The sequence below is a fragment of the Xanthomonas hyacinthi genome (genome assembly GCF_009769165.1).
GTDB lineage: Bacteria > Pseudomonadota > Gammaproteobacteria > Xanthomonadales > Xanthomonadaceae > Xanthomonas_A > Xanthomonas_A hyacinthi.
The window spans coordinates 3,931,505-3,952,715 of sequence record NZ_CP043476.1; the positions used below are offsets into that span (position 1 = coordinate 3,931,505).

At 68.6% G+C, this 21,211-nt stretch carries 14 protein-coding genes; 8 read left to right on the plus strand and 6 right to left on the minus strand.

The features are described 5' to 3' along the window. The first annotated feature begins 48 nt into the window (after positions 1-48). From FZ025_RS17280 to FZ025_RS17310, 7 genes are all read left to right on the plus strand, one after another. Positions 49-1,062 (plus strand): LacI family DNA-binding transcriptional regulator, encoded by a 1,014-nt coding sequence (locus FZ025_RS17280; RefSeq protein WP_104557970.1) that lies wholly within the window; start codon positions 49-51, stop codon positions 1,060-1,062. A gap of 104 nt (positions 1,063-1,166) precedes the next feature. Further along, complete coding sequence (locus tag FZ025_RS17285) at positions 1,167-4,142, plus strand: TonB-dependent receptor (RefSeq protein ID WP_104557973.1); 2,976 nt, start codon at positions 1,167-1,169, stop codon at positions 4,140-4,142. Positions 4,143-4,250: 108 nt separating this feature from the next. Further along, a complete protein-coding gene (locus FZ025_RS17290; RefSeq protein ID WP_104557975.1) occupies positions 4,251-5,873 on the plus strand; it encodes a glucoamylase family protein in 1,623 nt (540 codons plus the stop codon). An 11-nt stretch (positions 5,874-5,884) separates the two neighbouring features. Continuing rightward, positions 5,885-7,183, plus strand: a complete 1,299-nt coding sequence (locus tag FZ025_RS17295; RefSeq protein WP_104558106.1) for a sugar ABC transporter substrate-binding protein — start codon at positions 5,885-5,887, stop codon at positions 7,181-7,183. After that, positions 7,180-8,061, plus strand: a complete 882-nt coding sequence (locus FZ025_RS17300) for a carbohydrate ABC transporter permease (RefSeq protein ID WP_104557977.1) — start codon at positions 7,180-7,182, stop codon at positions 8,059-8,061. Before FZ025_RS17295 ends, FZ025_RS17300 begins: the two co-directional genes overlap by 4 nt. Next, the gene (locus FZ025_RS17305; protein ID WP_104557979.1) at positions 8,058-8,894 is read left to right on the plus strand and encodes a carbohydrate ABC transporter permease; all 837 of its coding nucleotides are present in this window, start codon (positions 8,058-8,060) and stop codon (positions 8,892-8,894) included. The genes FZ025_RS17300 and FZ025_RS17305 overlap by 4 nt, the downstream gene beginning before the upstream one ends. Before the next feature lie 536 nt (positions 8,895-9,430). Beyond that, a complete protein-coding gene (locus tag FZ025_RS17310) occupies positions 9,431-12,553 on the plus strand; it encodes a discoidin domain-containing protein (protein ID WP_104557981.1) in 3,123 nt (1,040 codons plus the stop codon). Between the two features lie 118 nt (positions 12,554-12,671). Here the strand turns inward: FZ025_RS17310 and FZ025_RS17315 are convergent, their stop codons facing one another. The 5 genes from FZ025_RS17315 to zwf all read right to left on the minus strand — a co-directional run bounded on the left by FZ025_RS17315 (position 12,672) and on the right by zwf (position 18,677). After that, positions 12,672-13,352: a bifunctional 4-hydroxy-2-oxoglutarate aldolase/2-dehydro-3-deoxy-phosphogluconate aldolase gene (locus tag FZ025_RS17315; RefSeq protein WP_104557983.1), complete on the minus strand. Its 681-nt coding sequence runs from the start codon at positions 13,350-13,352 to the stop codon at positions 12,672-12,674. Between the two features lie 127 nt (positions 13,353-13,479). Next, positions 13,480-15,396 carry a phosphogluconate dehydratase gene (gene edd, locus FZ025_RS17320; protein WP_104557985.1) on the minus strand — a complete coding sequence of 639 codons (1,917 nt, stop codon included), beginning with the start codon at positions 15,394-15,396 and terminating at the stop codon, positions 13,480-13,482. A 124-nt stretch (positions 15,397-15,520) separates the two neighbouring features. Beyond that, on the minus strand, positions 15,521-16,240 hold the full coding sequence (locus FZ025_RS17325; protein ID WP_104557987.1) for a 6-phosphogluconolactonase: 720 nt from the start codon (positions 16,238-16,240) through the stop codon (positions 15,521-15,523). After that, complete coding sequence (gene glk, locus FZ025_RS17330; RefSeq protein WP_104557988.1) at positions 16,237-17,244, minus strand: glucokinase; 1,008 nt, start codon at positions 17,242-17,244, stop codon at positions 16,237-16,239. The genes FZ025_RS17325 and glk overlap by 4 nt, the downstream gene beginning before the upstream one ends. Further along, a complete protein-coding gene (gene zwf / locus FZ025_RS17335; protein ID WP_104557990.1) occupies positions 17,241-18,677 on the minus strand; it encodes a glucose-6-phosphate dehydrogenase in 1,437 nt (478 codons plus the stop codon). The genes glk and zwf overlap by 4 nt, the downstream gene beginning before the upstream one ends. Positions 18,678-19,113: 436 nt before the next feature. On the opposite strand from zwf, the gene FZ025_RS17340 reads away from it, so the two are divergent. Continuing rightward, the gene (locus FZ025_RS17340; RefSeq protein ID WP_104557992.1) at positions 19,114-20,202 is read left to right on the plus strand and encodes an ABC transporter ATP-binding protein; all 1,089 of its coding nucleotides are present in this window, start codon (positions 19,114-19,116) and stop codon (positions 20,200-20,202) included. Between the two features lie 103 nt (positions 20,203-20,305). Here the strand turns inward: FZ025_RS17340 and ygfZ are convergent, their stop codons facing one another. Continuing rightward, positions 20,306-21,178, minus strand: coding sequence for a CAF17-like 4Fe-4S cluster assembly/insertion protein YgfZ (gene ygfZ / locus FZ025_RS17345; protein ID WP_104557994.1), 873 nt, complete (start codon positions 21,176-21,178; stop codon positions 20,306-20,308). Between the last annotated feature and the right edge of the window lie 33 nt (positions 21,179-21,211).

Below are 21,211 nucleotides of genomic sequence, written 5' to 3' on the forward strand. Positions count from 1 at the left end.
TACAGTCCGTGCCAGTTTCTCAATGTCTCGGCCGCGGAGGGCGGCACGATGGCGAAGAGCGCGGTCACCATCAAAGATGTCGCACGCGAGGCCCGGGTATCCGTGGCCACGGTGTCGCGTGCGCTCAACGGGCACGAGAACGTCGCCGAGCCGGTGCGCACGCTGGTCCTGGAAGTGGCCGAGCGCCTGCGCTACAGCCCGCACGCGGCCGCGCGCAGCCTCAGCAGCCGCCGCACCCAGACCGTGGGCGTGGTGCTGCCGGACCTGTACGGCGAGTTCTTCTCCGAGTTGATCCGCGGCATCGACGGCGCCGCGCGCGCGCGCCGCCAGCACCTGCTGGTGTCCAGCTACCACGGCGATCCGGAAGAGCAGGGCCGCGCACTGCGCGCGATGCGCGGGCGCGTGGACGGCCTGCTGGTGCTGTCGCCGTACGCCGAGCGGCCCGGCTTCCTCACCGACAATCTGCCGCAGGCGCTGCCGACGGTGTTGATCAACACCTATCTGCCCGGCGCCGAGTATCCGCTGCTGAGCATCGACGATCACGCCGGCGCGGTGGCGATGACCGAGCACCTGCTGGCGATGGGCCATCGCCGCATCGCCTTCGTCGGCGGTCCGGAACTGAACTTCGATGCGCGCGAACGCCTGCGCGGGTTTCGCGACGCCATCGCCGCGCATCCGGGCCAGGCGCAGGGCCAGGAGTTTCCCGGCCAGTTCGACGAAGCCTCCGGCCATCGCGCGGGGCAGGCGATGCTGCAGGCCGGCACGCTGCCGGACGCGGTGTTCGCCGCCAACGACATGGCCGCGCTCGGCTGTCTGTACGCCTTCGCCCAGGCCGGCGTGCGCGTGCCCGACGACGTCGCCCTGGCCGGCTTCGACGACATCCCGCTGGCGCGCTTCGTTCATCCGTCCCTTACCACGATGCGGGTCAGCATCGCCGGGCTTGGTGCGCAGGCGATGAGCCGTCTGCTGCAGTTGATCGACCGCCCCGACGCCGACGACATGCAGCGGCAGACCTTGATTCCGGAGCTGGTCGTGCGCGATTCCAGCATGACCCGTTCGTAGCGGCGCGGTTGTCCGCGTCGCAGATGGCTTGCTCCTCTTTGTCCGTATCGCCGCACCACGCGTCACCAATAACCGGCAATGCCGTTCCTGGAGGGAAGCACCGCATGAAGCACACCCCACGTTGCGCGCGGCCGGCACGCAAGCTGTTGAGCTGCGCCCTGGCCAGTTGCCTGCTGCTGGGGGCGGCACCGGCGTTCGCGCAGAGCACCGGCGCCACCATCCGTGGGCAGGTCATGGTCGATTCCGCGCCGGCCGCCACCGCGCAGGTCACCGCCATCAACCTGGCCACCGGCCTGAGCCGCAGCGTGCAGGCCAACAACGGGGCGTACGCCCTCGGCGGTCTGCCGCCGGGTTCCTATCGCATCGACGTCGCCGCCAATGGCCAGACCGCCTCGCAGAACGTCACCGTGCAGGTCGGCCAGGTGGCGACGCTGAACCTGGGCGTGGGCGGCGGCGCGGCCACCGCGACCGCCGGCGATGCCACCACGCTCGGCGCGGTCAACGTCACCGCGCCGGCGCTACTGGAAACCCGCACCTCGGAGAACGCCACTTACATCTCCAACAAGCTGATCGAGTCGCTGCCGCGCGCGACCCGCAACTTCCTGGAGCTGGCCGATACCGTGCCGGGCGTGCAGTTCAGCCGCGACGGCCAGGGCAACACCACGATGCGCTCCGGCGCCACCTCGGCCAATGGCACCAACGTGTTCATCGACGGCGTCAGCCAGAAGAACTACGTGCTCACCGGCGGCGTCAGCGGCCAGGATTCGAGCCGCGGCAACCCGTTTCCGCAGTCGGCAATCGGCGAATACAAGGTCATCACCTCCAACTACAAGGCCGAGTTCGACCAGCTCAGCAGCGCCGCGGTGGTCGCGGCCACACGCTCGGGCGGCAACCAGTTCGAGGGCAGCTTCTTCTGGGACTACAGCAACGACAAGTGGCGCAAGCCCAGCCCGCTGGAAGAACGCGACGGCAAGCGCGACGCGTTCAAGGAAGAGCAGTACGGCGCCACCTTCAGCGGCCCGATCCTCAAGGACGTGGCGCACTTCTTCGTCGCCTACGAGGCCAAGGAATACGTGACTCCGGGCGTGGTCCAGGCCGGTTCGATCTATCGCGACCGCGTCGACGAACTGCCGGCGAACCTGCAGTCGCAGATCGGCACCTATCCGCAGCCGTTCAAGGAAGACCTGTACTTCGGCAAGCTCGACTGGACCATCGGCGAGAACCACTACTTCGAGCTCAGCGGCAAGTACCGCAAGGAGACCTCGGTCGACGGCATCGACGGCAGCAACGCCGCCTCGTATGCGACCGATACCTACCAGGAAGACAAGCGCGCCGACCTGCGCTACCAGTTCACCTACGGCCGCATCATCAATGACGCGCACCTGACCTACGAGAACTCCTTCGTCAATCCGCAGGCGGTCAACGACGGACTCGGCTACAACCTGATGTACTACCCGGCCGACGGCAATCCGGACACCATCCTCAGCGTCGGCGCCGGCTCCAACTACCAGCGCAAGGGCCAAAAGGGCACGGGCCTGCAGGACGACCTGACCATCCAGGATCTGCAGTGGTACGGCACGCACACGCTGAAGATGGGCGTCAAGTACAAGCACGTGGAACTCAACACGCTGCAGCAGATCCCGTACAACCCGCAGTTCTACTACAACATCCTGACCAGCACCGAAGTTCCCTACCAGGTGCAGTTCGGCGATGCGGTCGCCGGCACCGGCGGCGGCAACGCGGTCTCCAAGAACAAGCAGTACGGCATCTACCTGCAGGACGACTGGGAGGTCAACGAGCACCTGACCCTGAATCTGGGCGTGCGCTGGGACTACGAGAAGACCCCGTCGTTCCTGAACTTCCAGACCCCGGCCGACGTCGCTTCGGCACTGTTGAACTGGAGCAACCTCGACAACGCCGACTACACCATCCGCGACTACATCAGCACCGGCAACAACCGCAAGGCGTTCAAGGATGCCTGGCAGCCGCGCCTGGGCTTTTCCTACGATCTGGCCGGCGATCAGCGCCACGTGATCTTCGGCGGCGCCGGCCGCGCCTACGACCGCAACATCTTCGACTACCTGTCGCTGGAACAGCTCAACGGCAGCTTCCGTTCCTACACCTACTACTTCCAGTCGGCGGCCAATCCGTGCCGCGGCCAGCCATGCCTGGCCTGGGATCCGTCGTACCTGGATCCGGCCACGCTGCAGGCTCTGGTGGCCGGCGGCGGCGCCGGCAGCGGGCGCGAGATCTACCTGATCGACAACGCCATCAAGACCCCGTACTCGGACCAGTTCAGCCTGGGCATGCGCAATGCGGTGGACCTGTGGGGCAATCGGTGGAACACCGAGGCGACGCTGTCGCACATCGCCAGCCATGACGGCTTCGCGTTCATGCTCGGCAACCGCCGCGCCGACGGTTCGTTCTTCGCCCCTGGCACCACCTATGGCGCGCCGTTCGGCGAAGGCCCGGACGGCTTCGGCAGCGTGCTGCTCGGCACCAATGCGCTGGAGACGCGCAACGACTCGCTGGGGCTGAAGATCGACAAGCCGTACACCACCAAGTCCGGCTGGGGCGTGACCCTGGCCTACACCTACAGCAATGCCAGGGAGAACCGCCAGTTCGGCGAGCACTATTCGCTCGACTACCCGAGCATCGGCGGCTACGGCTGGCACCAGGCCGCCGGCGTGCCCAAGCATCGCCTGGTCGCGACCGCGATCTACGACTTGCCGTGGGCCATCACCCTGTCCGGCAAGCTGACCCTGTCCACGCCCACGCCGTTCTACGGCAGCAACTGCCTGGCCGGCAACGACCAGTGCTACATCGCCGAGTTCACGCCGGACCGCAGCATCGGCTACAAGGACCTGAGCCTGACCTTGAACAAGCAGTGGGACACCGGCAGCAACGTCAAGTTCAACGTCCGTGCCGACGTGCTCAATGTGTTCAACTGGATCAACTACAACGGCTACGGCGCCAATACCGGTACCGCGACCGACCGGGACACCGCGTATGGCACCACCGATGACCAGATCTATGGTCAGATGCGCACGGTCCGGCTGTCGTTCGGCCTGAATTGGTAAGCGATTGCAGCAAGGCCGCCACGGAAGGTTGCGTGGCGATCGCAGCGGATCCCGGAATGGGATAGGTTCAACCGTGCATGTAAGCGATTTCACAGGGGTGTCGAAGGCATGAAACCGGGCAGCGTCGCACGCTCACCATTGGTCCTGCTGCTGGCGGCGGTCACGCTGCTGGCATCCTGCAAGAAAACCGAGGAGCCCTCCGTAACGGACAAGAAGCCGGTAAAAGTGATCCTGATCGAAGCGGAACTCCCCCCCAAGCTGGTCAAACCCGAATTGCCGCCGCTGTTCGACGACATCGAACGGCGCACCTTCCAGTTCTTCTGGGACACCACCAACGAGCAGAACGGCCTGGCGGTGGACCGCTACCCGTCGCGCCCGTTCGCCAGCATCGCCTCGATCGGTTTTGCGCTCACCGTCTATCCGATCGGCTACGAGAACGGCTGGATCAGCCGCGAGCAGGCGGTGCAACGCACCCTGACCACGCTGCGCTTCCTGCGCGATGTGCCGGTCGGTCCGCAGCGCACCGGCCGCGCCGGCTACAAGGGCTTCTACTACCACTTCCTGGACATGCAGAAAGGCCTGCGCTACGACCAGTGGGTGGAACTGTCGAGCGTGGACACCGCGCTGCTGATGATGGGCGTGCTGTTCGCGCAGTCCTACTACGAGGGCGACAGCGCCGACGAGAAGGAGATCCGGCAGATCGCCGACACGCTGTATCGGCGCGTGGACTGGAAGTGGATGCAGCAGCGCACGCCGCTGATCACGATGGGCTGGTACCCCGAGCGCGGCTTCATCCAGCACGACTGGATGGGCTACAACGAAGGCATGATGGTCTACCTGCTGGCGCTGGGCTCGCCGACCCATCCGGTGGAACCCGATGCGTGGCAGGAGTGGACGCGCACCTACAACAAGGATTGGGGCGTGTACTACGGCCAGGAATACCTGGCGTTCGGGCCGTTGTTCGCGCACCAGTACAACCACGTCTGGATCGACTTCCGCGACATCCAGGACCAGTACATGCGCGAGCACGGCATCGACTACTTCCTCAATAGCCGCCGCGCCACGCTCGCGCAGCGCGAGTACGCCATCGACAACCCGATGAAGTGGAAGGAGTACGGCGAGAACGTGTGGGGCCTGACCGCCAGCGACGGCCCGCAGAACACCACCCAGGACTACCGCGGCGAACAGCGCCAGTTCTTCCATTACCGCACCCGCGGCGCCGGATTGTTCGAGGCCTTCGACGACGGCACGATCGCGCCGACCGCGGCGGTGTCCTCGATCGTGTTCGCGCCGGAAGTGGCGATCCCGGCGACGCAGGAGATGCACAAGCGCTTCGGCGACTTCATCTATTCCAGCTACGGCTTCCTGGATTCGTTCAATCCCAGCTTCAACTACGATATCCCGCTCAAGACCGGGCGCATGCTGCCCAACCGCGGCTGGGTCGCTGGCGACTACATCGGCATCGATCAGGGCGCGATCGTCACGATGATCGCCAATTACCGCAACGAGTTCGTCTGGACCGTGATGAAGAAGAACAAGTACCTGCGCACCGGCCTGGAACGCGCCGGCTTCAGCGGCGGCTGGCTGACCCCGGAAGGCGAGGCGCAACCGCTGCCGAAGAAGGACGAACAGGCCGCCGTGGCGCGCGCGCTGGGCATCGCCGAATCGCGCGCCGCGTCCGCCGAGGCGCAGCCCAATCCCGCGCAGCGCCAACCGCAGAATCCGCAATGAGCGCGTTGCGGATGATGCGTCGCTGGGTGACGCTGGGCGTGCTGGTGCTGGCCGTGTGCGGTTGCGCGCGCGCGCCGCAGGGCGAGGTGGTGCGGTTCTGGGCGATGGGTCGCGAGGCCGAGGTGGTGGCCGAGCTGATCCCCGAGTTCGAGAAGGAACATCCCGGTATCCACGTGGATATCCAGAACATCCCGTGGACCGCCGCGCACGAGAAGCTGTTGACCGCGTTCGCCGCCGACGGGCTGCCCGACGTGTGCCAGCTCGGCAACACCTGGATTCCCGAATTCGCCGCGCTGGATACGCTGCAGCCGCTGCAGCCCTACGTGGACACGTCCAAGGTGGTCGATCCGAAGGATTACTTCGCCGGCATCTGGGATACCAGCGTCATCGACGGCCAACTGTACGGGGTGCCGTGGTACGTGGACACGCGCCTGCTGTTCTACCGCAAGGACATGCTGAAGGATGCGGGCGTGGAAAAACTGCCGCAGACCTGGGCCGAGTGGGAGCAGGCCATGGCCGCGGTGAAGCAGCACGTGGGGCCGAAGCGCTACGCGATCCTGATGCCGATCAACGAATTCGAGCAGCAGCTGTCGCTGGGCCTGCAGCTGGACGATCCGTTGCTGCGCGACCACAACAACTACGGCAACTTCCGCAGCCCCGGTTTCCGCAAGGCGCTGGGCTTCTACGCCAACATGTTCGAACAGGGCTGGGCGCCGAAGATGTCCGAGACCCAGATCTCCAACGTGTGGGACGAATTCTTCAACGGCTTCTATGCGTTCTACATCTCCGGGCCGTGGAATATCCGCGAGTTCCGCAAGCTGGAGCCGGCGGCGCTGAAAGGGCAGTGGGGCACGATGCCGTTGCCGGGTCCGAGCGGCCCGGGCGCCGGTATCGCCGGCGGCACCAGCCTGGTGATCTTCCGCAAGTCGCAGCAGAAGGACGCGGCGTGGAAGCTGATCGAGTTCCTGTCGCGGCCGCAGACCCAGGCGCGGTTCCACGCGCTGATCGGCGACATGCCGCCACGGCGCAGCACCTGGGCGTATCCGTCGCTGGCCAACGATCCGTTGGCGCACGCGTTCCGCGATCAGCTGGAGCGGGTCAAGCCGGCGCCGAAGGTGTTGGAGTGGGAGCGCATCGTGCAGGAAATGCGGCTGGTCACCGAGCGCGTGGTGCGCGGCGGCGAAAGCCAGGAGCAGGCGGTGCAGGATCTGGACAAGCGCGTGGACGAAATCCTGGAGAAGCGGCGCTGGATCTACCAGCAGCAGCATCCGCAGGCAGCGGCGGCGCCGGCTGCGGGAGCGGCGCCATGAAGCGCGGTTCCCTGGTCGGCTGGCTGTTCGCCGGGCCGGCGCTGCTCGTGATCGGCGTGTTCTTCGGCCTGCCGGTGTTGTCGGCGCTGGCGCTGAGCGTCACCGATTTCGACCTGTACGCGCTGGCCGACAGCAACCACCTGCGCTTCGTCGGCTTCGGCAACTACATCGAGTTGCTGCAGACGCAGATGTTCTGGAAGTCGCTGTGGAACACCACCTACTTCGTCATCGTCGGCGTGCCGCTGTCGATCGCTGCCTCGCTGGGCGCGGCGCTGCTGCTCAATGCGCCGGTGGCGCGGTTCAAGGCGCTGTTCCGCACCGCGTTGTTCGCGCCGGTGGTGACCACGCTGGTGGCGGTGGCGGTGATCTGGCGCTACCTGTTCCACACCAGCTACGGCCTGGTCAACTACGGCCTGAGCCATCTGGGCATCGGCCCGATCGACTGGCTCGGCGACCCGCACTGGGCGATGCCGACGATCATGCTGTTCGCGGTGTGGAAGAACTTCGGCTACAACATGGTGATCTTCCTGGCCGGCCTGCAGGGCATCCCGCAGGACCTGTACGAGGCCGCGCGCATCGACGGCGCGTCGAAGTGGCGGCAGTTCCTGCACATCACCCTGCCGATGCTGGGGCCGGTGCTGCTGGTGGTCGGGGTGATCACCGTGTCTGGCTATTTCCAGCTGTTCGCCGAACCCTACGTGATGACCCGCGGCGACCCGCTGCAAAGCACGGTCAGCGTGCTGTACTTCATGTTCGAGGAAGGCTTCAAGTGGTGGAACCTCGGCCGCGCGTCGGCGGTGGCGTTCCTGCTGTTCCTGATCATCCTGGGAGTGACCTCCGTGATGCTGCGCTTCGGCCGCAAGAAGGACCTGGTATGAGCCGCGAAATCGGTGCGTCGCGCTGGAACACGCTGCTGGTCAACGGCGGGCTGCTGGTGCTGGCGTTGATCAGCCTGGCGCCGCTGCTGTGGATGCTGTCGGTGTCGTTCATGCCGGCCGGACAGGCCAGCCGCTTCCCGCCGCCGCTGCTGCCCACCGGCCCGACCCTGGCCAACTACGGCGAGCTGTTCTCGCGCACCGGCATGGCCCGCAATTTCGCCAACAGCCTGCTGGTGTCGTGCGCGATCACCTTCGGCTCGCTGCTGGTCAACACCATGGCCGGCTACGCCTTCGCCAAGCTGCGCTTCGTCGGCAAGGAGCGGATCTTCCAGGTCCTGCTGGCGGCGCTGGTGATCCCGGCGCAGGTGGCGATGCTGCCGCTGTTCCTGCTGATGAAGCAGCTGCACCTGGTCAACAACTTCGGCGGGGTGGTGGTGCCGGCGCTGGCGACGGTGTTCGGCATCTTCCTGGTGCGGCAGTACGCGCGCTCGATCCCGGACGAGTTGCTGGAGGCGGCGCGCATCGACGGTGCCGGCGAGCTGCGCATCTTCTTCCAGATCGTGCTGCCGATGCTCAAGCCGGTGCTGGTGACGCTGACCATCTTCACCTTCATGGCCGCGTGGAACGACTTCATGTGGCCGCTGATCGTACTGACCGACCAGGAGCACTACACCTTGCCGGTGGCGCTGGCGGCGCTGTCGCGCGAGCACATCATGGACGTGGAGATGATGATGGCCGGCGCGGTGGTGACGGTGATCCCGGTGCTGGCGCTGTTCCTGGCGCTGCAGCGCTACTACATCCAAGGCTTGCTGCTGGGTAGCGTGAAGGGGTGAGGGAGCGCGCTTGCGAGCCATTGGCTCGCGCGTTCCCGAACGCCCGGCCATGGATGGCCGGGCCGGACGTTCTGGAGTGGGAGTATTGCGCCACGGATGGCAGCGGTTTTGCCGATCATGGAGCGCCACTGGCGCGCGTTGCGCCGAACGCCTGGCCATGGATGGCCAGGCCGGGTTGTCCGGAGCCGATCCGTTGCGCCAGGGATGGCATGGGAAAGATGCGAGTGCGGCGATGCGCTTGCGAGCCATTGGCTCGCGCGTTCCCGAACGCCCGGCCATGGATGGCCGGGCCGGCGTGTCCGGAGCCGGTATGCTTTGCCATGGAGGGCATGGAGGATGTACGCGTGTGGGGTCGTGCGAATCGCCGGCCATGATGGGCGCGCACCTGTAGCAGGGGCTTCAGCCCCGACGCCTTACCGGTACAGCGTCGGGGCTGATCCCGAAAAGGGGACAAGAGCCCCTCCTACAAAAAAGCCAACGACACAACGGGGAAGAGGTTCATGACGGGAACGGCGATGACGAGCAGGCGGTGGACGATGGCCATCCTGGGCCTGGCGGCGGCGCAGGCCTGCGCCGCAGCGCCGACCGCGCCGGTGCCGCTGGACGGTTTCAACAACCTCGACAACTGGCAGATCGTCGTTTCCAACCAGATCACCGCCTCGACCCGGCTGGTGCAGGCCGCCAGCGGCGGTCGCGCCAAGGCGATCTGCCTGGATTACGACTTCAACGGCGTCTCCGGCTATGCCGGCATCCGCCGCGCGATCCCGATCGACTATCCGGACAACTACCAGCTCGCGTTCCAGCTGCGCGGCGATTCGCCGAGCAACGACCTGCAGTTCAAGCTGGTCGACGCCAGCGGCGACAACGTGTGGTGGGTCAACCGGCCGCGCTACGACTTCCCCAAGCAGTGGACCACGCTCAGCTTCAAGAAGCGGCAGATCGACAAGGCCTGGGGGCCGAGTCCGGAGAAGGAGCTCAAGCGCAGCGCGCAGGTCGAGTTCACCATCTACAACCAGGTCGGCGGCAAGGGCACGGTGTGCTTCGACCAGCTGAGCCTGACCCCGCTACCGCCGCAGGACGATTCGCCGCTGACGGTGAAGGTCAGCGCCGACACCGCACCGGCCTTGGAGCAGCGCATCGCCGACGGCAAGCCGGACACGGTGTGGTACAGCGGCAACGCCAAGACTCAGACGATCATGCTCGACCTGGGCAAGGTGCGCGAGTTCGGCGGCGCCAAGGTGCAGTGGGCGCCGGGCGTGTATGCCTCGCGCTACAAGCTGCAGGGCTCGGCCGACGGCCGCAGCTGGCGCGAGCTGCGCAGCGTCAGCGCCGGCAACGGCGGCACCGACTGGTTGCCGATGCCCGAAACCGAGGCGCGCTACGTGCGCATCGACCTGGAGGACGGCCCCAGCTTCCGCTACGGCATCGCCGATATCGCGCTGCAGCCGCTGGCCTTCGCCGCGACCCCGAACGACTTCGTCAAGTCGGTGGCGGCCGATTCCACCCGCGGCTGGTTCCCGCGCGGCTTCAGCGGCGAGCAACCGTACTGGACCATCGTCGGCCTGGACGGCGGCCGCGAGCAGGGGCTGGTCGGCGAGGATGGCGCGATCGAAGTGGGCAAGGGCGGCTTCAGCATCGAGCCGTTCCTGCTGCTGGACGGCGAGCGCCTGAGCTGGGCCGACGTGAAGACCGCGCAGAGCCTGCAGGACGACTACCTGCCGATCCCGAGCGTGGACTGGAGCCACGACAACGCCGGCCTGCGCATCACCGCCTTCGTGCAGGGCACGCCGGAGCAGGCGCAGCTGGTGGCGCGCTACCGGCTCAGCAACCCAAGCAAGAAGCCGCACGACTACACCCTGGCGCTGGCGGTGCGGCCGTTCCAGGTGAATCCGCCCAGCCAGTTCCTCAACACCGTCGGCGGGGTCAGTCCGATCCATCTGCTGGCGTTCGACGGCGCCCAGGTGCAGGTCAATGGCGAGCCGCGCGTGTTCGCGGTGCAGAAGCCCGACGCGGCCTATGCCACCGCGTTCGACGCCGGCATCGACATCGAGCGGCTGGCCGCCGATGGCGCCGCGCTGCCGCAGCAGGCGGCCGATGCCGACGGCCTGGCCTCGGGCGCGCTGCTGTACCGCGGGCGCCTGGCCCCGGGCGAGGTGCGTGAAGTGGCCTTGCTGATTCCGCAGACCGGTGCGCAGGCGCTGCCGACCGGGTTCGATGCGGCGCGCGCGCAACAGCTGGTGGCCGCGCAGTGGCGCGAGAAGCTGGACCGGGTGCAGCTGCACGTGCCGGCCGAGGGCAAGGCGCTGGCCGACACCCTGCGCACCGCGCTGGCGCACATGCTGATCTCGCGGATCGGGCCGCGCCTGCAGCCGGGCACGCGCTCGTATTCGCGCAGCTGGATCCGCGATGGCGCGATGATTTCCGAAGGCCTGCTGCGCCTGGGCCGTGCCGACGTGGTGCGCGAATACCTGGATTGGTACGCGCCGTACCAGTTCGCCAACGGCATGGTGCCGTGCTGCGTGGACGACCGCGGCAGCGACCCGGTGCCGGAGAACGACAGCCACGGCGAACTGATCTTCGGCGTCGCCGACTACTACCGCTACAGCGGCGACCGCGCGTTCCTGGAGAAGATGTGGCCGCACGTGCTGGCCGCGTACGCGTACATGGAACAACTGCGGCTGAGCGAGCGCACCGAGGAGAACCGCGCGCGCAATCCGGCGTTCTACGGGATGATGCCGGTATCGATCAGCCACGAAGGCTATTCGGCCAAGCCGATGCATTCGTACTGGGACAATTTCTGGGCGCTGCGCGGCTACAAGGACGCGGTGGCGATCGCCGCCGAGCTGGGCCGCATCGACGATGCGGCGCGTTTGGCCGCCGCGCGCGACGCGTTCCGCCAGGACCTGTACGCCTCGCTGGACAGCGCCGCGCAGCAGCACCACATCGATTTCCTGCCGGGTTCGGCCGAGCTGGGCGATTTCGATCCCACCTCCACGACCATCGCGCTGGCGCCGGGCGGCGAGCAGGGACGACTGCCGCCGCAGCTGCTGAACCGCACCTTCGAGCGCTACTGGGGCGAGTTCGCCAGCCGCCGCGACGGCCAGCGCGAATGGAAGGACTACACCCCGTACGAGTGGCGCAACGTCGCCGCGTTCGTGCGCCTGGGCTGGCGCGAGCGCGCCTGGGATGCGACCCAGTTCTTCTTCAAGGACCGCGCGCCGCAGCCCTGGAACCAATGGGCCGAAGTGGTCTCGCCCACGCCGCGCAAGCCGTTCTTCGTCGGCGACCTGCCGCATGCCTGGGTGGCGTCGGACTTCGTGCGCTCGGTGCTGGACATGTTTGCCTATACGCGCGACATCGACGACAGCCTGGTGCTGGCGGCCGGCGTGCCGGCGGCGTGGTTCGACGGCAAGGGCATCGCGATCCAGGACCTGCGCACCCCGCAGGGCGAGCTGAGCTACCAGCTGCGGCAGCAGAAGAATCGCCTGACCCTGGGCATCAGCGGCGGCCTGCGCGTGCCCAGCGGCGGCCTGGTGCTGCCGTGGCCGCATCCGGGCGAACCCGGGCGCACCCTGGTCAACGGCGAAGCAGCGCAGTGGGAAAACGGCGAGCTGCGGATCCGTTCGTTGCCGGCGGATGTGCAGATTGAGGTGCGTTGAAGCTGGGAATGGGGAGTGGGGAATCGGGAATCGGAACAGCAAAAGAAAAAGCGCCGGCATGCCGGCGCTTTTTTTGTTCGCTTTTCGAGTCCTGAGTCCTGAGCCTCGAAGTCCCGGCTTACCGATTCCCGATTCCCGGTTTCCGATTCCCTACAGAGCGGACAATGGCCGCCGCCTTCGCCGCGCTCTCCCGCACCTTGTCCCACTCGCCGTTGGCCAGCCACTCCTTCGGCACCATCCACGAGCCGCCGATGCAGACCACGTTCGGCTGCGCCAGGTAGTCGGCGGCGGTGCTTTCGCCGATGCCGCCGGTGGGGCACAGCTTCAGGTCCGCCAGCGGACCGGCCAGGCCCTTGAGCATCGCCAGGCCGCCGACCGCGGTGGCCGGGAACAGCTTGCAGACGCGGAAGCCGCGCGCCATCAGCGCCAGCAGTTCGGTCGGGGTGGCCGCGCCCGGCACCACCGGCAACGGCGCTTGCGCCAGCGCGTCGGCCAGTGCCGGCGGCGTGCCCGGGGTGACGATGAAATCGGCGCCGGCGTCGATCGACTGGCGCAGCTGGATTTCGCTGAGCACGGTGCCGGCGCCGATCATGATGTCCGGCAGCTCGCGCTTGAGCATCGCCAGCGCCTGCATCGCCACCGGCGTGCGCAAGGTCAGCTCGATCGCCGGCAGGCCGCCTTCGAGCAGCGCGGCGGAGACGCGGCGCGCCTCGTCCAGGCTGTGGACGGTGACGACCGGCAGGATGCCGGCGGCGTGCAGGAGGTGTTCGGCTTTGTTCTGGTGTTCGGCGATGGTCATGAGGGTCTCGTGTTCGCGATGATGGCGGGTGTTGTGCATCGGCCGCAGGCGGCCGACGCGGGCTAGGCGTGATGGTAGGTGTGGTGCGGTAGGCGTGGTGCGGGTGGCGCCGCTCCGGGTCGCAGGCTTACGCGTCCTTTGCCTCGTGCGGCGCGGCAGCGGCCTCGCTGCTGCGGCCCAGGTCGTACTCGGCGTCGTAGTCCCAGACGTCGCCATCGGCCGCGGGCGGGCCGCAGGAGATCGAGATCGCGCCCTGGTCCGCAGGGCCGACCACGCGGCGATTGAGCGCGAACAGGTTGCGGCCGAGGTCGTGCGCGGCCGGCGCGGTGTTCGGCGCCAGCGCACGCGTCGCCCATTCGGCGGCATCCACCAGCACTTCCAGGGTGCCGGCCTCGCCGTCCAGGCGCACGATATCGCCTTCGCGCACGCGCGCGATCGGGCCGCCGCGCGCCGCTTCCGGGGTCACGTGGATGGCGGCCGGGAACTTGCCCGAGGCGCCGGACAGGCGTCCGTCGGTGACCAGCGCCACGCGCCGGCCCTGGTTCTGCAGCAGGCCCAGCAACGGCGCCAGCGAGTGCAGTTCCGGCATGCCGTTGGCGCGCGGGCCCTGGTAGCGCAGCACCACCACGAAGTCGTGCGGCAGCACCCCGGCGGCGTGCAGCTTGTTCAAGGCCTGCGGCGCGTCGATCACCACCGCCGGCGCCTCGATGGTGCGGAACTCCGGCTTCACCGCCGACAGCTTGATCAGCGAGCGGCCGAGATTGCCGCGCAGCAGGCGCAGCCCGCCCTGCGCCTCGAACGGGTTCGAGGCCGGGCGTACCACCGCCTCGTCGGCGCTCCTGGCCGGGCTCGGCACATAGGCCAGCGCGCCGTTCTGCACGCACGGCTCGTCGCCGTAGGCGCGCATGCCGCCGGGCACGATGGTGGCCAGGTCGTCGTGCATCAGCCCGGCGTCCATCAGCTCGCGGAACACGAAACCCACGCCGCCGGCAGCGGCGAAATGGTTCACGTCGGCCTCGCCGTTGGGATACACCCGGGTCAGCAGCGGCACGATCTGCGACAGCTCGTCCAGATCGTCCCAGGTCAGCACGATGCCGGCCGCACGCGCCACCGCTACCCAATGGATGGTGTGGTTGGTGGAGCCGCCGGTGGCCATCAGCGCGACCGCGGCGTTGACGATCGCGCGTTCGTCGATCAGCCGGCCGAGTGGGCGGAAATCGCTGCCCAGCGCGGTGATGCGCAGCGCGCGCTCGGTGGCCTGCTGGGTCAGCGCATCGCGCAGCGGCGTGCCCGGATTGACGAACGAGGCGCCAGGCAGCTGCACGCCCATCGCTTCCAGCAACACCTGGTTGGAATTGGCGGTGCCGTAGAAGGTGCAGGTGCCGGGCGCGTGGTAGGAGGCCGATTCGGCGGCCAGCAGTTCCTCGCGGCTGGCCTGGCCGGCGGCGTAGCGCTCGCGCACTTCGGCCTTCTGCTTGTTGGGGATGCCCGGGGTCATCGGCCCGGCCGGCACGAACACCGCCGGCAGGTGGCCGAAGGCCAGTGCGCCGATCAGCAGGCCGGGCACGATCTTGTCGCACACGCCCAGGTAGATGGTGCTGTCGAACATGTCGTGGCTGAGCCCGATCGCGGTGGCCTGGGCGATCACGTCGCGCGAGAACAACGACAGCTCCATGCCCGGGCGGCCCTGGGTCACGCCGTCGCACATCGCCGGTACGCCGCCGGCGACCTGCGCGGTGGCGCCGAGCGCGCGCGCGGTGCTGCGGATGATTTCGGGGTAATGCTCGAACGGCTGGTGCGCCGACAGCATGTCGTTGTAGGCGCTGACGATGCCCAGGTTCGGGGTGATGCCGCCTTCCAGCCGGCTCTTGTCGGTCGGGCCGCTGGCGGCGAAGCCGTGCGCCAGGTTGCCGCAGCTCAGGCGGCTGCGGAACGGGCCGTCGCGCAGGGCGGCATCGATGCCGGCCAGGTAGGCGCGCCGCGACGGCACGCTGCGCGCGCGGAGGCGTTCGGTGATCGCGTGGATGTTCGGATGCAGGGTCATTGGCTGAAGTGGCTATGAAGTGTGGGGAAGTGATCGCATAACGGAACGAGGAACTCGAACAAACCGGGAAGGTGGCAGCGCGCGGCTGTTCCCATTCCCGATTCCCGATTCCCCAATCCCGGCCTCACTCGCACCAATGCACGCGCAAGCGCGCACCGGGCGTGTCGAAGGCGACGCGGATCGGGAATTCGTGCGCATCGCTGCCGGCCAGCGCGCGCTCGAGTACCTCGAGCTTCTGCTTGCCGCGCAGCAGCAGCAGGCGCTGGCCGATCGGCGTCAGCCCGGCCGGGGTCAGGGTGATGCGCAGCGGCCAGGTGTTGGCGCCGGGGCAGCCGGTGGCGTCGAGCGGCGCGTAGGGCAGCGGATTGGCCAGCGCCTTGCCCAGGTCGGTGGCGCCGGGGAACAGCGAGGCGGTGTGGCCGTCGCCACCCATGCCCAGCACCGCCATGCACGCCGCAGGCGCGTGCTGCGCATGCAGGTTGGCGGCGTGCACGCAGTCCTGCAGCGGCTTGCCGACCCGCACCAGCGGCTCGAAGCGCGCGCCTTCGGCACGCTCCAGGAAGCGTTGCCGGACCAGGTAGGCGTTGCTGTCGCTGTCCTGCGGCGACAGCCAGCGCTCGTCGACCAGGCCCACTTCCAGCTTGGTCCAGTCCAGCGGCAGCTCGGCCAGCGCCTGGTACACCGGCGCCGGGGTGGTGCCGCCGGACAGCAGCAGCCGCGCGCCGCCGCGCCGTTCGATTTCCTCGCGCAGCGCGTCGCCGATCTCGGCTGCCGCCGCGTCGATCCATTCGTCGGGATCGTCGTAACGGATCAGGGTGATGCGATCGGACAACGTGGGGCTCATGCAGCGACTCCTGGAGATTGCCGCTCGGCATCGACCGCATAAGCGGCGGCGCCGAGCAGACCTGGACGGGGGTGGGTCACCGCCAGCGACGGCACCCGCGCCATGATCGACGAAAAGCGGCCCTTGTGCTCGAAGCGCTGGCGAAAGCCGGAGTGTTGCAGCGCATCGAGCATCTTCGGCACCAGCCCGCCGGTCAGGAACACGCCGTCCCAGGCGCCGTGCACCAGCACCAGGTCGCCGGCGATGGCGCCGAACACCGCGCAGAACACGTCGATCGTGCGCATCGCGCGGTAGTCGCCCTGCGCGGCGCGTTCGGTGATGTCCGCCGGCTGCAGCGGCCCCGGGTTGTCGCCGGCGATCTCGCTGAGCGCGCGATGGATGTTGACCAGGCCGGGGCCGCAGATCAGGCGTTCGTTGGACACGCGCCCGAACTGCTGCGACAGCAGCTCCAGGATGCGGATCTCCTCGGGCGTGCCGGGCGGGAAGCTGACGTGGCCGCCCTCGGTTTCCAGCGGGTAGCAGCGGCCGTCGCGGATCAGCAGGCCGCCCACGCCCAGGCCGGTGCCGGGGCCGATCACCGCGTAGTTGCGCGGCTGTACGATCGGCGCCGGCTGCCACGCCGCGCCGCCGACCTGGACCACGTCCTGCGGCTGCAGCAGGCTGATCGCCATCGCCTGCGCGGCGAAGTCGTTGATCAGGTGCAGTTCGTCGAAGCCGAGCATGGCGCGGGTGCGCGAGCGCGAAATCACCCACGGATGGTTGGTGATCCGCGCCTCGTCGCCGTCCACCCGCCCGGCCACGGCGAACACGCCGCTGCGCGCATCCACCCCGGTCTGCTGCAGGTAGTGGCGCGCCGCGTCGCCCAGCGACGGGAACTCCACCACCGCATAGGTCTGGGTGCTGTCGTCGAGCAGCGGCGTGGAGGCGCCGAGGTCGGCCAGCGCGAAGCGCGCGTTGGTGCCGCCGATGTCGGCGACCAGCACCGGCCGCAGCGGCGCGCTCATGGGCTGTCCCGATGCACGGCGCTGGCGTCGTCGGCGGACACGTAACGCTCGGCTTCCTGCGGCCCCCAGCTGCCGGCCGGGTAGGGCAGCAGCGGCAGTTGCGCCTGCGCCCAGGCGTCGCTGACGCTGTCGATCCAGGCCCAGGCCGCGCGCACTTCGTCGTCGCGCACGAACAGCGCGTGGTTGCCGTTGAGCGCGTCGAGCATCAGCCGCTCGTAGGCGATGCGCCGATGCAGGCCGGTCGGCACCGACAGTTCCAGTTCCAGCGGCTGCAGTTCCAGCGCGCCCCATTCCGGGCCGGCCAGGCTGCTCATCAGGCCCAGTTCGATGTTCTCCTGCGGCTGCAGCTGGAAGGTCAGCCGGTTCGGCGCCACGTGCTGCGCGTCGGGGCGCTCGAACAGCCAATGCGTGACCGGCTTGAGCGTGACCACGATGCGCGTGGTGCGCTCGGCCAGGCGCTTGCCGGTGCACAGCCGGAACGGCACCCCGGCCCAGCGCCAGTTGTCGATGTGGGCGGTGACGCCGACGAAGGTTTCCACGTCGCTGCCTTGCGGCGGCTGGTAGGCCTGCGCCTGCTGGCCGTTGATGCTGCCGGCGGTGTAGCGCCCGCGCACGCTGTCGCGCGCGGCGTGCGCGGCCTGCAGTGGACGCAGCGCGCGCAGCACCTTGACCTTCTCGTCGCGGATGCGGTCCGCTTCCAGCGAGGCCGGCGGCTCCATCGCCACCAGGCACAGCAGCTGCAGGATGTGGCTCTGGACCATGTCGCGCAGCGCGCCGGAGCGCGCATAGTAGGCGTCGCGGCCGTCCACGCCCTCGCTCTCGGCGACCAGGATCTCCACCGATTCGATGTAGTTGCGGTTCCACACCGCTTCCAGCAGCGTGTTGCCGAAGCGCAGCGCGATCAGGTTCTGCACCGCCGCCTTGCCCAGGTAGTGGTCCAGGCGGAACACGCGGTCCTCGTCGATCAGCGCGCCGATCGCCTGCAGGATCTCGCGCGCGCTGGCCGAGTCGTGGCCGATCGGCTTCTCCAGCATCAGCCGGTTCGGCGCGGCCAGCGCGCCGCCCAGGGCCAGGCCCTGGCAGGTGCTGATGTACAGCCCCGGCGGGATCGCCAGGTAGCTGACGCACTTGCGCGAGGCCAGCTCGCGCACCGCCTCGGCCACCGACTCGGCGTTGCGCAGGTCCACCGAGCGGTAGTCGGTGCGATCCAGCAGCGACTGGATCACCGCCTCGCTGACCTGCGGCATCGCCGCCTGCAGCCGCGGCTTGAGGATCTCGTGGAACTTGGCGGTGTCGTGCGGCGACAGCGCCAGCGCGCGGATGCGGAAGTCGTCCGGCAGGAAGCCGTCGTCGAGCATGCGCAGCAGCGACGGGAACAGGTAGCGCTGGGCCAGATCGCCGGTGGCGCCAAACAGCAGGAACGTATCGTGCATCGACCGGTTTTCGGTTTCGGGTGACATTTCGTCGATCACCTGGGGGCTAGTAGTGACGTGGCGTTGGTAAGCAAGCGGCGGGACCGGCCTGTATCCGTCCTGCAGCTCGCGCGGGGGCAGAGCGACCATCGACCGCCAGGCGGGACCGCACGATCCGGGAGATGAATACGACTGCCAGACCTCTGAGCATACCTGTCTAATGCCTCAGGCATCAGGGTCGGCGCTCGGCGCACGCCGGGACGGCGGCTGGCGGATCGCATCGCAAGCCCTCCCAGGCGTCGATGTTGCCCCGTGAAAACGGTTACATGGCAGAATACCGCATTGCGCTGCCATTGTTGCCTGTGTCGCTGGCACGATGCGAAGCGCATTCGTATGCGCTGCCTTCGGGAGGGACCGGCGGCAGCCCGTCCCTCCTGCCGGAATCGGATACCGCACCATGGCGAAAGTACAACTGGACAACATCCGCAAGGTCTACGACAACGGCCAGGTCGCCGTGCACGGGGCCAGCTTCGAAGTGGCCGACGGCGAACTGATGGTGCTGGTCGGGCCGTCGGGCTGCGGCAAGTCCACCCTGCTGCGCATGATCGCCGGGCTGGAGGAGATCAGCGGCGGCGAGCTGCGCATCGGCGAGCGCGTGGTCAACGACGTGGCGCCGAAGGACCGCGACATCGCGATGGTGTTCCAGAGCTACGCGCTGTACCCGCACATGACCGTGGCCGAGAACCTGGCGTTCGGGCTGAAGCTGCGCGGCGAGAGCAAGGAGGTCATCGCGCGCCGCGTCGCCGCTGCCGCCGACACGCTGGGCCTGACCCCGATGCTGGGCAAGCTGCCGCGGGCGATGTCCGGCGGCCAGCGCCAGCGCGTGGCGCTGGGCCGCGCGCTGGTGCGCGAGCCGGCGGTGTTCCTGCTCGACGAGCCGCTGTCGAACCTGGACGCCAAGCTGCGCCACTCGGTGCGCACCGAGATCGCGCAGCTGCACCGCAAGCTCGGCACCACGATGATCTACGTGACCCACGACCAGGTCGAGGCGATGACCCTGGGCCAGCGCATCGTGGTGCTCAAGGACGGGCTGATCCAGCAGATCGACACGCCGATGGCGCTGTACGACCGCCCGGCCAACCTGTTCGTGGCCGGCTTCCTCGGCAGCCCGGCGATGAACGTGCTGCAGGGGCAACTGCTTGAGGACGACGGCCTGCAGCTGCAGATGGCCGACGGCGGCCGGGTGCCGCTGCACGGCGCCCACGTGGCGCCGCAGTGGCTGCGCCGGCCGCTCGCGATCGGTGTGCGCCCGGAGCACCTGCAGCCCAGCGCGGACGGGCAGGGCGGGTTCGACACGACGGTCGAGGTGATCGAGCCGGTCGGCAACGAGATCTTCGTCAACCTCAGCCACGGCGGCCAGCCGCTGGTGATGCGGGTGTCGCCGCGCGCGCTGCCCGGGCTGGGCGAGCGCCTGCGCGTGGCGGTGCGCGGCGCGGCGCTGCATTTCTTCGATCCGGAGAGCGGCGAGCGCCTGTCGGCCGCCTGAGCGATGCCGCGAACGGCGCTGGCCGTTTGCATCATCGAACGCTGCGCTGCGCCCGGGCACAGCGCAGGCAAGGGCAGGTGGTTTTGCGCCGCGCTGCCCGCGCTCAGCGCGCCAGGCCGGCGTGCAGCGGCTGCCATTGCGCGCGATGCGCGCCGATGCTCAGGTTGGTCGGCGGCACGTCCTCCAGCGGCAGCACCGCCAGCGCCAGCGTGCCGGCGACGCTGACCACGCTGCCCAGCGCCTGCCCGTCGCGCAGCACCTGCGCACCGACCGCGGCCACGCCGTCCACCGCCAGCAGCTGCAGCGCGCGCTTGGCCTTGCCCAGGAAATGGGTGCGGGCGACGATCTCCTGGCCCGGATAGCAGCCCTTCTTCACGCTGAACGCGTGCAGCCGGTCCAGTGCCAGCTGCTGCGGGGTCCATTGCTCGCGCTGGCTGGGGTCGAGCCGGGCCAGGCCCAGGCGCAGGTCGGCGTGCCGCCAGGCGGCGGCGAAGGCCGGGTCGGCCGCGGCCGGCGTGGCTGGCGCCGCCGGCGCCAGCAGCAGCGTGCGCGGCAGGCCGTCGCCGCCCATGTCCAGCTCGATCGCGCCGCCGTCGCGCTCGGCCAGCGCCGCGCCTTGCGCCTGCGCGGGCGCTGCCAGGCGCGCGCAGGCGTGCAGGTCGTCGTGCGCGGCGATGCGCACCTTGCGCCGGAACACGAACCGGTTCAGCGCCGTGGCCAGGTCCGCCGCGCCGCCGTCGGGCAGCAGCAACAGCACGGCGTCGTCGGCGCGCCGCAGCAGCGCGAACAGCGCGATCACCCGGCCTTTTGCACTGAGCCAGGCGCTCCACTGCCAGTGGCCGTTGCGCAGCGCCTGCACGTCGTTGGCGAACTGCGCCTGGGCGAAAGCCACTGCATCTGCGCCGCTCAATGCCACGTATTGCAGGTCTGGCAGCGCGGAAAAACCGTCGAAAGTGAGATTCAGGTTGTCAGGCACGAGGGAGAGGACTAAAATTGGGCTGTTGTGAGA

Coding starts and splice junctions, on each gene's coding strand:
- FZ025_RS17280 (WP_104557970.1), top strand. CDS start 49: ATGGCGAAGAGCGCGGTCACCATCAAAGATGTCGCACGCGAGGCCCGG.
- FZ025_RS17285 (WP_104557973.1), top strand. CDS start 1,167: ATGAAGCACACCCCACGTTGCGCGCGGCCGGCACGCAAGCTGTTGAGC.
- FZ025_RS17290 (WP_104557975.1), top strand. CDS start 4,251: ATGAAACCGGGCAGCGTCGCACGCTCACCATTGGTCCTGCTGCTGGCG.
- FZ025_RS17295 (WP_104558106.1), top strand. CDS start 5,885: ATGATGCGTCGCTGGGTGACGCTGGGCGTGCTGGTGCTGGCCGTGTGC.
- FZ025_RS17300 (WP_104557977.1), top strand. CDS start 7,180: ATGAAGCGCGGTTCCCTGGTCGGCTGGCTGTTCGCCGGGCCGGCGCTG.
- FZ025_RS17305 (WP_104557979.1), top strand. CDS start 8,058: ATGAGCCGCGAAATCGGTGCGTCGCGCTGGAACACGCTGCTGGTCAAC.
- FZ025_RS17310 (WP_104557981.1), top strand. CDS start 9,431: ATGGCCATCCTGGGCCTGGCGGCGGCGCAGGCCTGCGCCGCAGCGCCG.
- FZ025_RS17315 (WP_104557983.1), bottom strand. CDS start 13,352: ATGACCATCGCCGAACACCAGAACAAAGCCGAACACCTCCTGCACGCC.
- edd (WP_104557985.1), bottom strand. CDS start 15,396: ATGACCCTGCATCCGAACATCCACGCGATCACCGAACGCCTCCGCGCG.
- FZ025_RS17325 (WP_104557987.1), bottom strand. CDS start 16,240: ATGAGCCCCACGTTGTCCGATCGCATCACCCTGATCCGTTACGACGAT.
- glk (WP_104557988.1), bottom strand. CDS start 17,244: ATGAGCGCGCCGCTGCGGCCGGTGCTGGTCGCCGACATCGGCGGCACC.
- zwf (WP_104557990.1), bottom strand. CDS start 18,677: ATGCACGATACGTTCCTGCTGTTTGGCGCCACCGGCGATCTGGCCCAG.
- FZ025_RS17340 (WP_104557992.1), top strand. CDS start 19,114: ATGGCGAAAGTACAACTGGACAACATCCGCAAGGTCTACGACAACGGC.